General features: G+C 61.4%; 13 protein-coding genes. 4 read left to right on the plus strand and 9 right to left on the minus strand.

From position 1 onward, the window contains the following. Nucleotides 1–57: 57 nt before the first annotated feature. On the plus strand, nt 58–948 hold the full coding sequence (locus ACM6J5_RS06845) for a LysR family transcriptional regulator (RefSeq protein ID WP_414928055.1): 891 nt from the start codon (nt 58–60) through the stop codon (nt 946–948). A gap of 134 nt (nt 949–1,082) precedes the next feature. After that, entirely contained in the window at nt 1,083–2,120 is a 1,038-nt protein-coding gene (gene mgrA, locus ACM6J5_RS06850; RefSeq protein ID WP_414928056.1) for an L-glyceraldehyde 3-phosphate reductase, read from the plus strand. Between the two features lie 129 nt (nt 2,121–2,249). Here mgrA and tauD read toward each other — a convergent pair whose 3' ends face one another. The 7 genes from tauD to ACM6J5_RS06885 form a co-directional block, all read right to left on the minus strand. Then, on the minus strand, nt 2,250–3,092 hold the full coding sequence (gene tauD / locus ACM6J5_RS06855; RefSeq protein WP_150673682.1) for a taurine dioxygenase: 843 nt from the start codon (nt 3,090–3,092) through the stop codon (nt 2,250–2,252). A 144-nt stretch (nt 3,093–3,236) separates the two neighbouring features. Continuing rightward, nucleotides 3,237–4,070, minus strand: coding sequence for a taurine ABC transporter permease TauC (gene tauC / locus ACM6J5_RS06860; RefSeq protein WP_414928057.1), 834 nt, complete (start codon nt 4,068–4,070; stop codon nt 3,237–3,239). Beyond that, the gene (tauB, locus tag ACM6J5_RS06865) at nt 4,067–4,861 is read right to left on the minus strand and encodes a taurine ABC transporter ATP-binding subunit (RefSeq protein WP_095942241.1); all 795 of its coding nucleotides are present in this window, start codon (nt 4,859–4,861) and stop codon (nt 4,067–4,069) included. The genes tauC and tauB overlap by 4 nt, the downstream gene beginning before the upstream one ends. A gap of 15 nt (nt 4,862–4,876) precedes the next feature. Beyond that, entirely contained in the window at nt 4,877–5,854 is a 978-nt protein-coding gene (gene tauA / locus ACM6J5_RS06870; RefSeq protein ID WP_414928058.1) for a taurine ABC transporter substrate-binding protein, read from the minus strand. A gap of 247 nt (nt 5,855–6,101) precedes the next feature. Further along, nucleotides 6,102–7,685, minus strand: coding sequence for a glutamate--cysteine ligase (gene gshA / locus ACM6J5_RS06875; protein ID WP_414928059.1), 1,584 nt, complete (start codon nt 7,683–7,685; stop codon nt 6,102–6,104). 287 nt (nt 7,686–7,972) lie between these two features. Then, on the minus strand, nt 7,973–8,356 hold the full coding sequence (locus ACM6J5_RS06880; RefSeq protein ID WP_414928060.1) for a PaaI family thioesterase: 384 nt from the start codon (nt 8,354–8,356) through the stop codon (nt 7,973–7,975). Beyond that, nucleotides 8,356–10,680, minus strand: coding sequence for a Tex family protein (locus tag ACM6J5_RS06885; RefSeq protein WP_095942245.1), 2,325 nt, complete (start codon nt 10,678–10,680; stop codon nt 8,356–8,358). The genes ACM6J5_RS06880 and ACM6J5_RS06885 overlap by 1 nt, the downstream gene beginning before the upstream one ends. A 361-nt stretch (nt 10,681–11,041) precedes the next feature. Here ACM6J5_RS06885 and ompR point away from each other — a divergent pair, with 361 nt between their 5' ends. Both ompR and ACM6J5_RS06895 read left to right on the plus strand, forming a co-directional pair. Beyond that, the gene (gene ompR / locus ACM6J5_RS06890; protein ID WP_046040787.1) at nt 11,042–11,782 is read left to right on the plus strand and encodes a two-component system response regulator OmpR; all 741 of its coding nucleotides are present in this window, start codon (nt 11,042–11,044) and stop codon (nt 11,780–11,782) included. A 115-nt stretch (nt 11,783–11,897) separates the two neighbouring features. Further along, entirely contained in the window at nt 11,898–13,211 is a 1,314-nt protein-coding gene (locus ACM6J5_RS06895) for an ATP-binding protein (RefSeq protein ID WP_095942246.1), read from the plus strand. A 156-nt stretch (nt 13,212–13,367) separates the two neighbouring features. On the opposite strand, the gene rimK is transcribed toward ACM6J5_RS06895, so the two are convergent. Then, nucleotides 13,368–14,273: a 30S ribosomal protein S6--L-glutamate ligase gene (gene rimK / locus ACM6J5_RS06900; RefSeq protein WP_007972871.1), complete on the minus strand. Its 906-nt coding sequence runs from the start codon at nt 14,271–14,273 to the stop codon at nt 13,368–13,370. Further along, nucleotides 14,270–14,731 (minus strand): ATP-dependent zinc protease, encoded by a 462-nt coding sequence (locus ACM6J5_RS06905; RefSeq protein ID WP_080925313.1) that lies wholly within the window; start codon nt 14,729–14,731, stop codon nt 14,270–14,272. The genes rimK and ACM6J5_RS06905 overlap by 4 nt, the downstream gene beginning before the upstream one ends. Nucleotides 14,732–14,804 lie beyond the last annotated feature (73 nt).

Below are 14,804 nucleotides of genomic sequence, written 5' to 3' on the forward strand. Positions count from 1 at the left end.
ACGAGAGTTGCCTTGACTGTTCAATAACCGCCAACAATCGAGCGCCTGGAGTGAGCTGTGGACCAAGTCAAAGCGATGAAGGTTTTTGTGCGGATCTACGAGCGCAGCAGCTTCACGCAGGCTGCCGATGACCTGAACCTGCCACGCGCGACACTGACCCACACCTTGAATCAGTTCGAGGCCTGGCTGGGTACGCGTTTGCTGGAGCGCAGCACGCGTAAAGTGCGCCCGACGCTGGATGGCGAGGCGTACTACCTGCGTTGCGTGCAACTGCTGGCAGAGCTGGAAGAGGCGGAGTTGGCGTTTCGCGGCGTGGCGCCTAAGGGGCGGCTGCGGGTGGACTTGCATGGGACATTGGCCAAGCACTTCGTGATCCCGGCATTGCCGCAATTCATGGCGCGTTATCCCGACATTGAGCTGTCCATCAGCGAGGCTGACCGCCAGGTCGACCTGATCACCGAAGGTATCGATTGCGTGTTGCGCGCAGGAACATTGGGTGACTCCACGCTGATCGGCAAACGTGTCGCCAACCTGCGTCAGATCACCTGCGCCAGCCCCGCCTATTTGCGCCAATACGGCGAACCGAAAAGCCTTGCCGACCTGAGCCGGCACCGTGCGGTGAACTACGTTTCACGCACGACGGCCAAGTTGTTCCCGTTTGAATTCATGGTGGACGGTGAACTCAAGGAAGTGGCCATCGACGGCGCGGTCTCGGTGTTCGGCGCAGAAATCTACGCTGCCTCGGCGATTGCCGGGCTGGGCCTGATCCAGTGCCCGCACTACCGAATGGAAACGCAAATTGCCCAAGGGTTGATCAAGGAAATCCTCACAGACACCCCTCCGCCATCAATGCCGGTTTCAGTGCTGTACCCGCACAACCGACACATGTCGCCCCGGGTCCGGGTGTTTGTGGACTGGTTGGGGGAGGTGTTTGCGGGGGAGCGGTAGTGTGTTGGCGGGGAAATACATGAAACGTTTCAGCCATTAGTCGAATCAGGGGTTTTCTGACGTTTGTCCGGGCGTATGCTGGGCGACTGGCGAAGCAGTCGATACCAGATTCAAGACCGACAAGAGAGGATTCGATGACTTACACCGCTGCCGAAAACCGCTACGACTCCATCCCCTACCGCCGCGTGGGCCGCAGCGGGCTGGTGCTGCCGGCGTTGTCATTGGGCCTGTGGCACAACTTCGGCGACAGTACGCCGATCGATACCCAGCGCGCGTTGTTGCGAACGGCATTCGACCTGGGCATCAACCACTTCGACCTGGCCAACAACTATGGCCCGCCGTACGGCAGCGCCGAGATCAACTTCGGCCGTTTACTGCGTGAAGACTTCAAGCAGTACCGCGACGAACTGATCATTTCCAGCAAGGCCGGTTGGGACATGTGGCCTGGTCCATACGGTCAGGGCGGCGGTTCGCGCAAGTACGTGCTGGCCAGCCTCGACCAGAGCCTGCAGCGCCTGGGCGTGGACTACGTCGACATCTTTTACTCCCACCGTTTTGACCCGGACACCCCACTGGAAGAAACCGCCAGCGCACTCGCCACCGCAGTGCAGCAGGGCAAGGCGCTGTACATCGGCATCTCGTCCTATTCCGGGGTGAAAACCCGCGAAATGGCGGCGTTGCTCAAAGAATGGAAGGTGCCGCTGCTGATTCACCAGCCGGCCTACAACCTGCTCAATCGCTGGGTGGAAAAAGACCTGCTCGATACCACTGACGAACTCGGCACCGGTGTGATTGCCTTCACGCCACTGGCCCAGGGTTTGCTGACCGACAAATACCTCAACGGCGTGCCGACGGATGCGCGGGTCAACCGTCCGGGCGGTGGTTCGTTGCAGGCGTCGCACTTGTCCGAGGCCAACATTGCCCAGGTGCGGGCACTCAACGAAATCGCCAGGCGTCGCGGCCAGAGCCTGGCGCAACTGGCGCTGGCCTGGACCCTGCGCGATCCTCGGGTCACTTCGGCCTTGATTGGCGCGAGCCGGCCGGAGCAGATCATCGAGAACGTCGGGGCGCTGAAGAACCTGAGCTTCAGTGCGCAGGAACTGGCGGAGATTGACCGGTTTGCCCAAGAGGGCGGGATCAATCTTTGGGAGAAGCCTTCGACGGCTGAGTAATTTGCCGGCGTCTGTTCCGCCCCCATCGCGAGCAGGCTCGCTCCCACATTGGATCTGCGTCAAGCACATACCCTGTGGGAGCGAGCCTGCTCGCGAAGGGGCCGGATCGGCCAACAAAAAAATCAGAGTTCAGCGAAAAAACGGCACATCCCCCAACACCGTCGCCCGCTGCATCACCCGCCGCGCCGGTCGGTAATCGTCCACCGCGTAATGCTGGGTCACGCGGTTGTCCCAGAATGCAATATCGTCCTGCTGCCAGCGCCAGCGAATGGTGAACTCCGGCCGCGTTGAATGGGCGAACAGGAACTTCAGAATCGCCTCGCCTTCGGTTTCCGACAGCTCGTTGATCTTCGAGGTGAAACCTTCGTTGACGAACAGCGAGCGGCGCCCGCTCACCGGGTGTGTGCGGATCACCGGGTGTGACAACGGTGGATTCTTGCGCCGTGCTTCTTCCCACTGGGCCAGCGCCTCGGGCGTGTTGCCGTAGCGCTCCAGCGGGAACGAACGGGTGAAATCGTGGGTGGCGGTCAGCCCTTCAAGCAAGGCTTTGAGCGGCGTCGACAGGGCTTCATACGCCGCAATCCCGCTGGCCCACAACGTGTCGCCGCCAAACTCCGGCAGCAGCTTGGCACTGAGCACCGCGCCCATGGCCGGGGTCGGCAGGAAGGTGACGTCGGTGTGCCAGATCGCGTTATCGCGCACGTCGGTGATGGCGGTGTCGAGGATCAGTACTTCGGGTTGCTCCGGCACATTCGGGTAGATCGGGTGAATGTGCAGGTCGCCGAAATTCGCGGCGAATCGCGCCTGTTGCTGTGGCGTGATCGGCTGGTCGCGAAAGAACAGGACCTGATGCTTGAGCAGGGCCTGCTCGATAGCGTCGCGTTGTTCCGCACTCAGCGGCTGGCTGATGTCGACGCCGCTGATCTGTGCGCCGAGGGCGGAGCTTAGGGGGACGATGGTCAGGTGGCTCATGGTGGTTCTCTTCAATCCGCAGGTGCCAACTGTAGGAGCGAGCTTGCTCGCGATGGTCGTTAACGATAACGCGTGTTTACTGGCTAAACGCGGCGCTCTTGAGTCCATCGCGAGCAAGCTCGCTCCTACAGGGGTGTTCAATATTCAGTGATTTTGGCCGTGCCACGGCACCAGCTTGCGTTGCAGGGCACGCAGGCCCAACTCCATCGCGAAGGCGATCAGTGCGATCACCAGAATCCCCAGCACCACCACATCGGTGACCAAAAACTGCGCGGCCGATTGCACCATGAAGCCCAAACCGCTGGTGGCCGCGATCAGTTCGGCGGCGACCAGTGTCGACCAACCCACGCCGAGGCCAATGCGCACACCGGTCAGAATGTCCGGTAAGGCACTCGGCAAAATGACGTGGCGAATCAACTGCACACGCGTTGCGCCCAGCGACTGCGCGGCACGCAATTTGGCCGGGTCGACCGTGCGCACGCCGGTGGCGGTGGCGATGGCAATCGGGGCGAAGATCGCCAGGTAGATCAGCAGCACTTTGGACAATTCACCGATGCCGCACCAGATCACGATCAGTGGCAGATAAGCCAGCGGCGGAATCGGTCGGTAGAACTCGATCAGCGGGTCGAGCACACCACGGGCGATACGGTTGGCACCGATGGCGATGCCCACCGGTACGGCGGTGAGAATCGCAAAGCCCAGGCCCAGGCCGATACGGCTCAGACTCGCGCCCAGGTGCTGCCACAGGGTTGAATCCATATAACCCGAGGTCGCCAGCAGCCCGCCTTTTTGCAGCACGGCGGAGGGCGGCGGCAGGAACAGCGGCTCGATCAAGCCGGTCGCCGTCACGGCCCACCAAATAGCAACGAGAACGACCAGCGTCAGCACACTGATCCAGCGAGTGCTCAAACGCCGACTTGCCGCAATCACGGCTGAGCCTGGCGTTATCGCTGCGACGGGAATTTCGTAACTGCTCATGCGCGCTCCTGCCGCTGGGCGGCGCTGCGTTGGGAGAACACTTTGGCGAGTACGTGTTCGCGGGTTTCGATAAAACGCGGGTCCGACTTGATCGAGCGAGCCGATTCACCGGCGGCATAACGCTGACCGAAATCGAGGCTCAGGCGCTCAACGATTTGCCCAGGGTTGGGCGCCAACAGAATCAGGTCGGTGGCCAGGAACACGGCTTCTTCGATGTCGTGGGTAATCAGGAACACCGGTTTGGCGGTGCGTTGCCAGACCTGCAGCAACAGCTCCTGCATCTGCTCGCGGGTGAAGGCGTCGAGGGCACCGAAAGGTTCGTCCATCAGCAACACGCGCGGGTTGGCGGCGAGGGCGCGGGCCAGGCCGACACGCTGCTTCTGGCCGCCCGAAAGCTGCCAGATGCGGCGCTGTTCAAAACCGGAAAGATCAACCAGGGCGAGCATTTCCCTGGCGCGAGCTTCGCGTTTGTCCCGGGCGATACCGGCCAGCTCAAGGCCGAACCCGACGTTGGCCAGCACGTCTTGCCACGGCAGCAGCGCGTCGTCCTGGAACACCACGCCGCGCTCGGCGCTCGGGCCTTTGACGGGCACGCCGTCGAGGGTGATGCGCCCGGCGCTGGGTTCGACGAAACCGGCAATCAGGTTCAACAGCGAAGTCTTGCCACTGCCGGACGGGCCGAGGGCGACCAGCAATTGCCGGGGCCCCAGGTTCAGGGAGATATCCGCCAACACCGGTTCCGGGCTGCCGGGATACTGTGCGCTGATGCGCTCCAGCTGTAGCAAGGCCATCGCTTTGACTCCCGATCAGTGGGTGATGAATTTGGCGCTGACGTACGGCGCGTAGTCCGGCAGCACGGCTTCGACCTTGCCTTGTTCCTTGAGGAACGCCGCGGTGTCGGTGATGGCCTTGGTGGTCGGCACGCCGAGGCTGAGCACTTGGTCAGCCGCCAGCGGGTAGACGTTGCCTTGTAGCAGCAGCGGAATGTCGCTGGCCTTGGCACCCGACAGTTTTACCAGCTTGTCGACGTTGCCCTGGTTGGCGAGCCAGGCTTGCGGGTCTTTGCGGTAATCGGCGTAGGCATCGAGGGTCACTTTGGCGAACGCGGTGACGATCTCCGGGTGCTTCTCGGCGAAATCCTTGCGCACGATCCAGGCGTCGAAGGTCGGTGCGCCGAACTTGGCCAGCTCGCCGGAGGTGATCAGTACCTTGCCATTTTCCTTGGCGACCCCGAGGGCCGGATCCCATACGTACGTGGCGTCGATGTCACCGCGCTTCCAGGCGGCAATGATCGCGGGTGGAGCCAGGTTGAGAACGGTGACTTTCGACGGGTCGATGTTCCAGTGTTTCAGCGCGGCGAGCAGGCTGTAGTGGCCGGTGGATACAAACGGCACGGCGATCTTCTTGCCGATCAGGTCTTGCGGGGTCTTGATCCCGGAACCGTCGCGGGCGACCAGGGCTTCGGCGGCGCCGATCTGGGTGGCGATGAGGAAAGTTTCCACTGGCACTTTACGGGTGATCGCAGCGGTCAGGGGGCTGGAGCCGAGATAGCCGATCTGCACGTCGCCCGAGGCGATGGCGGCGATGATGTCGGCACCGTTGTCGAATTTTCGCCAGCTGATGTCGGCCTTGGTGGCCTTTTCGTAAGCACCGTCAGCCTGGGCGACTTTCGCCGGGTCGACGGTGGTCTGGTAGGCGACGGTGAAGTCGGCCGCCTGGACAAAAAAGCTCGCGGTTGCCAAGGAAGCGGCCGCCAGCAAGCGAAGAGGGAAAGTCAGTTTCATCAGAAAGCTCCTTGTCAGGCGACCGAGCGTCGGCGTGAGAAAGAGACTAAATGATCTAAGAATTCGAAAATAAATAACTTTTTCGAATTAGCTTATGAGAGGAATATTCCAAGAGCGACCGCTTTGCGGTCAATCGCCAGCAGGCTGGCTCCCACAGGGTTCAAGGGTGTTCACACAATTGTGCGACACTGAAAATCCACTGTGGGCGCTAGCCTGCTAGCGATAAGGTCCGCAGGACCTTCGAGGATCAGTTGCTGATCGCCAGAATGCTCGCCTGGTACGCCCCGACAAACACATCGAAATCACCGACTTCGTTCTGCTCCAGTTCAGCCTGCTCAGCCAGCGACGAACGCGCCCGCTGTTCAAACTTCGCCTGTTCCTCAGCCGGCAACGGTTCGCTACGGAAGAACTCGGCGTGGGCCTGGCTCTGGCGCAGGGAGAACTGGGCGAAGCTTTCATTGTGCTCGGCCATCGCCGCCAATACCTGGGCCGACGGTGTCAGGGACGGGTCCAGGACCTTGGCCATCTGGGTGTCCAGCGCCTTGCTGTGGGCATCACCGCCATGGCTCTGGTCGAGCATCGCCGCCAGAGGCGCGATTTTTTCCAGCAGCTCGCCGGCCCATTCCTTCAGGTCAACCGGCTGGCCGTCCCGTTGCAGTTGCAGGCCCGGGCGACGACCTTCCTTGACCACGCTAAGGAAGTTCGAGGTCGCGTTGCCGCAACTGGTGTTGGTCAGCAGTGGGCTGTCATTGAGCGCGCAGTACAGCAGGAACGCATCGAGGAAGCGCGACTCGGTAAGGTCGATGCCCATCGGCAGGAACGGGTTGATGTCCAGGCAACGTACTTCGACGTACTGGATGCCACGGGCCATCAGCGCCTGGATAGGGCGCTCGCCGGTGTAGGTCACGCGTTTCGGACGGATGTTGGAGTAGTACTCGTTTTCGATCTGCAGGATGTTGGTGTTGAGCTGCACCCACTCGCCATCCTGGTGGGTGCCGACTTCGACGTACGGCGCATACGGCGTGGCCACCGCTTTGCGCAGGCTGTCGGTGTAGCTGTTCAGATCGTTGTAGCACGGCGTCAGGCCGGCCTGGGCGTTGCTCTGGTAACCCAGGTCACTCATGCGCAGGCTGGTGGCGTACGGCAGGTACAGGGTTTGCGGGTCCAGTTGTTCCAACTGGTGCGAGCGACCGCGCAGGAAGCCGGCGTCCAGTGCCGGTGAAGCACCGAACAGGTACATCAGCAGCCAGCTGTAGCGGCGGAAGTTGCGGATCAGCGCGATGTAGGACGACGACTGGAAATCGCGGTCGGTGCCGACAAAGCCTTCGGCCTGCTTGAGCAACGGCCAGAGTTTTTCCGGCAGGGAAAAGTTGTAGTGGATGCCGGCAATGCACTGCATGGTCTTGCCGTAACGCAGGGCCAGGCCCTTGCGGTACACGTACTTGAGCTGCCCGATATTGGACGTGCCGTAATAGGCGATCGGGATGTCTTCCTCGGCCGGCAACGGGCACGGCATCGATGGGCTCCACAGATACTCGTTGCCGAGCTTGCTGTAGGCAAAGCGGTGAATGCTGTCCAGGCTCGCCAACGTATCGGCAGGATCGGGCAGGGCCGGGGTGATGAACTCCAGCAGCGACTCGGAATAGTCGGTGGTGATCTGTTCATTGGTCAGCGCGGAACCCAATTCTTCCGGGTGCGGCGTTTGCGCCAGGCGACCTTCATCGGTCACGCGCAGGCATTCACGTTCGATGCCGTGAAGGCACTGTTCGAGCAGAGAGAGGTTAGCGCGCTCGCCGAGCAGAGCCAGGCGGCGGTTGAGAAGTTCGCTCAAGTTGGATTCCTTCACGCGTCAGTCGCCCCAATATGGGGGTGGGCAAGACGGTCTACAAGGGTGAAGTTAAAACTGGCGTTTTCGCCTGGTTTTGGCGCCGCACAGGCCTCATGCCGATCGGTCAGGAATTGCACAATCCCTGTGGGAGCGAGCCTGCTCGCGAAGAGGGAGTATCAGTCAGCATCGACCTCGACTGGCACATCGCCTTCGCGAGCAGGCTCGCTCCCACAGGAAACTCCGACGCTGCGGTCACAACGCCGAAATTAACTCAAAATGATGACGAGTAGCTACAGGACAGCGAACGTGCCTTGTGCTTTTGCGACCAGTTTGTCGCCCTGCACCACATCGGCCTCGACCACCAATGTGCGGCGACCCGGGTGGATCACCCGCGCCGTGCACATCACCTCGCCGTTTGAGACGGCGCGGATGTAGTTGATCTTGCACTCGATGGTTGCGCTCTGCTGGTCAAAGCCGTGGGTACTGGAGCAGGCCAGCCCCATGGCAATGTCCACCAGGCTGAACAAGGCCCCGCCGTGCAGCTTGCCGCCGCGATTGCGCAGTTCGGGCTCCAGCGCCAGGGCGACTTGCGCCACCCCGGTTTCCAGACTGTGCAAGCGGCAGCCCAGCAGCTTGAAAAACGCGCTTTCGGTCAGCCCGGCGGGAATGTCCATCAGCGTTTCTTCAACTGCTTGGCGTTGGCGAAAAGCGAAGCCATGGCGTTGTTGCTCGGAGCCGCTGCGGTGGTTTCCTTGCGTGGTGCGGTGTTCTGGGACTGGCGCGGCGCCGACCCCGGACGCGCACCACGAGCGCCGTCGATTTTCTCGCCCGGTGTGTCGCTCATGCGCATCGACAGGCCCACGCGTTTACGCGGGATGTCGACTTCCATGACCTTCACTTTCACCACGTCACCGGCCTTCACCGCTTCGCGAGGATCCTTGATGAATTTCTCCGAAAGCGCGGAGATGTGCACCAAGCCGTCCTGATGCACGCCGATATCGACGAAGGCACCGAAGTTGGTCACGTTGGTCACCACGCCTTCGAGGATCATGCCCAGCTGCAGGTCCTTGAGGTCTTCGACGCCTTCCTGGAACTCGGCGGTCTTGAACTCGGGACGCGGGTCACGTCCAGGCTTTTCAAGCTCTTGCAGGATGTCGGTGACCGTCGGCAGACCGAAGGTTTCATCGGTGTACTTCTTCGGGTCGAGACGCTTGAGGAACGTGGCATCGCCAATCAGCGAGCGGATGTCACGGTCGGTTTCGGCGGCGATGCGCTGAACCAGCGGATAGGCTTCCGGGTGAACGGCCGACGAGTCCAGCGGGTTTTCGCCGTTCATGACGCGCAGGAATCCGGCGGCCTGTTCGAAGGTTTTCTCGCCCAGGCGCGCGACTTTCTTCAGTGCCGCGCGAGTCTTGAACGCACCGTGCTCGTCGCGGTGGCTGACGATGTTCTGCGCCAGGGTCGCGTTGAGGCCGGAGATCCGTGCCAGCAGCGCTACGGACGCGGTGTTCACATCCACGCCGACGGCGTTCACGCAGTCCTCGACCACCGCATCCAGGCCACGGGCCAGTTTCAGTTGCGACACGTCGTGCTGGTACTGGCCGACACCGATGGATTTCGGATCGATCTTCACAAGCTCGGCCAGCGGGTCTTGCAGGCGACGGGCAATCGACACGGCGCCACGGATCGACACGTCGAGGTCCGGGAATTCCTTGGAGGCCAGCTCCGATGCCGAGTAAACCGATGCACCGGCCTCGGAAACCATGACCTTGGTCATCTTCATGGCCGGGTATTTTTTGATCAGTTCAGCGGCCAGCTTGTCGGTCTCGCGGCTGGCAGTACCGTTGCCGATGGCGATCAGGTCCACCGAGTGCTTGGCGCACAGGGCGGCGAGCACGGCGAGGGTCTGGTCCCACTTGTTGTGCGGCACGTGCGGGTAAACCGTGGCGTGATCCAGCAGCTTGCCGGTGGAGTCGACCACGGCGACCTTGCAACCGGTACGCAGGCCCGGGTCGAGGCCCAAAGTGGCGCGCGGGCCGGCCGGGGCCGACAGCAGCAGGTCGTGCAGGTTGTGGGCGAATACGTTGATCGCTTCGGTTTCCGCGCCATCGCGCAGCTCGCCCAGCAGATCGGTCTCCAGGTGGGTGTAGAGCTTGACCTTCCAGGTCCAGCGCACCACTTCGCCCAGCCATTTGTCGGCGGCGCGGTTCTGGTTCTGGATGCCGAATTGCTGGCCGATCATGCCTTCGCACGGGTGCATGGTGCCCGGCAGTTCGTCGCCGACTTTCAGCGCGGAGCTGAGGATGCCTTCGTTACGGCCACGGAAAATCGCCAGCGCGCGGTGCGACGGCATGCTTTTGAGCGGTTCGTCGTGTTCGAAATAGTCGCGGAACTTGGCGCCTTCCTCTTCCTTGCCGGCGATCACGCGGGCACTGAGGGTGGCTTCCTGCTTGAGGTAGTTGCGCAGCTTGTCCAAGAGGCCTGCGTCTTCGGCGAAGCGTTCCATCAGGATGTACTTGGCGCCTTCGAGGGCGGCCTTCACATCGGCCACGCCTTTTTGCGCATCGATGAAGCGTGCGGCTTCGGTTTCCGGGCTCAGGGACGGGTCGTTGAACAGGCCGTCGGCCAGCTCGCCGAGGCCGGCTTCCAGGGCGATCTGGCCCTTGGTGCGGCGCTTCTGCTTGTACGGCAGGTACAAGTCTTCGAGACGGGTCTTGGTGTCGGCGAGTTTGATGTCGCGTTCAAGTGCAGGGGTCAGCTTGCCCTGCTCCTGGATGCTGGCGAGGATGCTGGTACGCCGTTCGTCGAGTTCTCGCAGATAGCGCAGGCGCTCTTCCAGATGACGCAACTGGATGTCATCGAGGCTGCCGGTCACTTCTTTCCGGTAACGGGCGATGAAGGGAACGGTAGAGCCTTCATCGAGTAGCGCGACGGCCGCTTCGACCTGTTGTGGGCGTACACCGAGTTCCTCGGCGATGCGGCTGTTGATGCTGTCCATAAAACCACCTGACAAATTGTGAAAGCAGGCTCGCAGGCGCAGAGATAGGGCCTTGACGAGTCTGGTTGAGCGGCCTGGCCTGCGCCGCTACCTGGATCAAAAGGTATCCCGTTGACCCGTGAAATCGAACAATTACTGCCGACGCCATGAAAATAAATGGTGTCCGTCTGTAGTACCTGTCTGATGTTGCCTGACACAAAAGGCCGCGCATTATAACCAGCGTTCCGGCATTCGGGGACATCGCGGGTTGCAGGTGCAATGGCCGGTTTTCTGGCGCTAGAGGAAAAATCTGCTAACAATGCACACGGTGCGTATAACGGCAGCTACGCCATAATGCGTGCCGAGATCAAAGGAGCATCCAATGAGCAGCACTGCACAAACTGCTGAAGGCGAAAAAATTCTTATCGTTGACGACGATCCGGGGCTCAGCAGCCTGCTGGAGCGTTTTTTCGTCAGCAAGGGCTACCGCGCCCGCGCCGTACCGAACACTGAGCAAATGGATCGCCTGCTGGCGCGCGAAGTGTTCAACCTGGTCGTCCTCGACCTGATGTTGCCCGGCGAAGACGGCCTGACCGCCTGCCGCCGCCTGCGTAGCGCGAACAACCAGATTCCGATCATCATGCTCACCGCCAAGGGCGACGAACTGAGCCGTATCAAGGGCCTGGAGCTGGGCGCCGACGATTACCTGGCCAAGCCGTTCAACCCCGATGAGCTGATGGCTCGCGTCAAGGCGGTCTTGCGTCGTCAGTCGGCTCCGGTGCCTGGCGCCCCGGGCAGCGAAGACGAAAGCGTGACCTTCGGTGACTACGAGTTGTCCCTGGCCACCCGCGAGCTCAAGCGCGGCGAAGAAGTGCACATGCTCACCACCGGTGAATTCGCTGTGCTCAAGGCCCTGGTAATGAACGCCCGTCAACCGCTGACCCGCGACAAGTTGATGAACCTGGCCCGTGGCCGCGAGTGGGATGCCCTGGAGCGCTCCATCGATGTGCAGATTTCCCGTCTGCGCCGGATGATCGAACCCGATCCGTCCAAACCGCGTTACATCCAGACTGTCTGGGGCGTGGGTTATGTGTTTGTACCGGATGGTACCGCCACCAAGTGATTGGCGATTTGTAGGAGCGGGTCATGCGGACAACGGATCAATCGATCCTGTCCGCAGACTCGCGATCCGCAATATGCGAGCATCGCTCGCTCCTGCAAGTGTTTAACGGTTATCCATGAAAACCCCCGTTTGGTTCCCCCAGAGCTTCTTCTCCCGCACCCTTTGGCTGGTGCTCATCGTCGTACTCTTCTCCAAGGCACTGACCCTGGTTTATCTGCTGATGAACGAAGACGTGCTGGTGGACCGCCAGTACAGCCACGGTGTCGCCCTGACGCTGCGTGCCTATTGGGCTGCCGATGAAGAAAACCGCGGCAAGATCGCCGAGGCCGCGACCCTGATCCGGGTGGTGGGTGCCGGCGTGCCGGAAGGTGAACAGCACTGGCCTTACAGCGAGATCTATCAGCGGCAGATGCAGGCGGAACTGGGTGCCGATACTGAAGTGCGGCTGCGCATGCATTCGCCACCGGCGCTGTGGGTCCGGGCGCCAAGCCTGGGCGATGGATGGTTGAAAGTACCGCTTTATCCCCATCCGTTGCGCGGCCAGAAAATCTGGAACGTGCTGGGCTGGTTCCTCGCAATTGGCCTGCTGTCCACCGCTTCGGCCTGGATCTTCGTCAGCCAGCTCAATCAACCTTTGAAGCGTCTGGTGTATGCCGCGCGGCAACTCGGCCAGGGCCGCAGCGTGCGCCTGCCAATCAGCGATACGCCGAGTGAGATGACCGAGGTTTACCGCGCCTTCAACCAGATGGCCGAAGACGTCGAGCAGGCCGGTCGCGAGCGTGAACTGATGCTGGCGGGGGTTTCCCACGACTTGCGCACGCCGCTGACCCGCTTGCGCCTGTCCCTGGAACTGATGGGCGATCACACCGACCTGACCGATGACATGGTGCGTGACATTGAAGACATGGACGCGATTCTCGATCAGTTCCTGGCGTTCATTCGTGACGGGCGCGACGAGTCGGTGGAAGAGGTTGACCTGAGCGACCTGGTCCGTGAAGTTGCTGCACCGTATAACCAGACCGAAGAAAAAGTGCGATTGCGTCTGGAACCCATCCAGCCGTTCCCATTGCGTCGTGTGTCGATGAAGCGACTGCTGAACAACCTGATCGGCAATGCGTTGCATCATGCCGGTAGCGGTGTGGAGGTAGCAGCGTATGTATCCGGGGACACCAGCGCGCCGTATGTGGTGCTGAGCGTCATGGACCGTGGCGCCGGGATCGATCCTTCGGAGCTGGAGGCGATTTTCAACCCGTTCACCCGGGGTGATCGTGCCCGGGGTGGCAAGGGAACCGGGTTGGGATTGGCAATCGTGAAGCGGATTGCTTCGATGCATGGCGGCAACGTTGAGTTGCGTAACCGCTCGGGCGGAGGGCTGGAAGCGCGGGTGCGGTTGCCGTTGGGGTTGATGCTGCCGCGGGATGCCGTTTAAGGCCGTAGTTCTTCGGTGAGGCAAAGGGCCTCTTCGCGAGCAGGCTCGCTCCCACACTGATTGGCGTTGGATGCTAAATTTGCATCCGCCAACGATCCACTGTGGGAGCGAGCCTGCTCGCGATGGCGGCATCCCTGCCGCCACAAAGCTTGAGGCTTAACCCTTCCCTTTGGTCCGCGTCATATTCGGCCCGCCATTCTTCTCCAGATGCTCGATGATGATCCCTGCCACATTCTTCCCGGTGGTGGTCTCAATCCCCTCAAGCCCCGGTGACGAATTCACTTCCATCACCAACGGCCCGTGATTGGAACGCAGGATATCCACACCCGCCACCGCCAATCCCATGACCTTCGCCGCACGCAACGCCGTCATGCGCTCTTCCGGTGTGATCTTGATCAGGCTCGCGCTGCCACCGCGATGCAGGTTTGAGCGGAATTCGCCGGGCTTGGCCTGGCGCTTCATCGCTGCAATCACCTTGTCGCCGACGACGAAGCAGCGAATGTCCGCACCACCGGCTTCCTTGATGTACTCCTGAACCATGATGTTCTGCTTGAGGCCCATGAACGCCTCGATTACCGACTCTGCCGCCGTCGCGGTTTCGCACAGCACCACGCCGATGCCCTGGGTGCCTTCCAGCACCTTGATCACCAACGGCGCGCCGTTGACCATTTCGATCAGGTCGGGAATGTCATCGGGGGAGTGGGCAAACCCGGTAACCGGCAAGCCGATCCCGCGCCGGGACAGCAATTGCAGCGAGCGCAGCTTGTCCCGCGAACGGGCAATGGCCACCGATTCGTTAAGCGGGAACACCCCCATCATTTCGAACTGACGCAGCACGGCGCAGCCATAAAAGGTCACGGATGCACCGATCCGTGGGATCACCGCATCGAAACCCTCCAGCGGTTTGCCGCGGTAGTGGATCTGCGGCTTGTGGCTGGCGATGTTCATGTAGGCGCGCAAGGTGTCGACCACCACCATTTCATGGCCACGCTCGGTACCGGCTTCGACCAGACGACGGGTGGAATACAGACGCGGATTCCGCGACAGCACAGCGATCTTCATGCAACACCTGTGGAGGAGGTAGATACCGGGAACACCGGCTTGTCTTGTACATACTTGATGCCCGGATTGACCACCAACTGGCCGTGGATCAGGGCTTTGGAACCGAGCAACAGGCGATAACGCATGGACTTGCGGCAGGCGAGCGTGAACTCGACCCGCCAGACCCGATCACCAAGGGCCAGGGTAGTGCTGATCACGTATCGCACCTGCGCGTGACCGTTTGAGCTTTTAATGGTTTTCATCGTCACCAACGGAGCTTCGCAGCGTCGGTGGCGCAGTTGTACGACGGAACCCAGGTGGGCGGTAAAGCGCACCCACTGCTCACCATCGCGCTCGAACGGCTCGATTTCGGTGGCGTGGAGGCTTGAGGTGCTGGCACCGGTGTCGATTTTTGCCCGAAGGCCGGCGACTCCCAAATCCGGGAGCGCCACCCACTCGCGCAGACCGACAACGGTCAAATGGTCAAATGTCTTCAATAGTGCTCAACCGGTAGAAACCGCTCGGGCCGCATGCGGCCGGATTCGCGGTATT

Origin of the sequence: Pseudomonas sp. IT-P74, assembly GCF_949768175.1 — a bacterium.
GTDB lineage: Bacteria > Pseudomonadota > Gammaproteobacteria > Pseudomonadales > Pseudomonadaceae > Aquipseudomonas.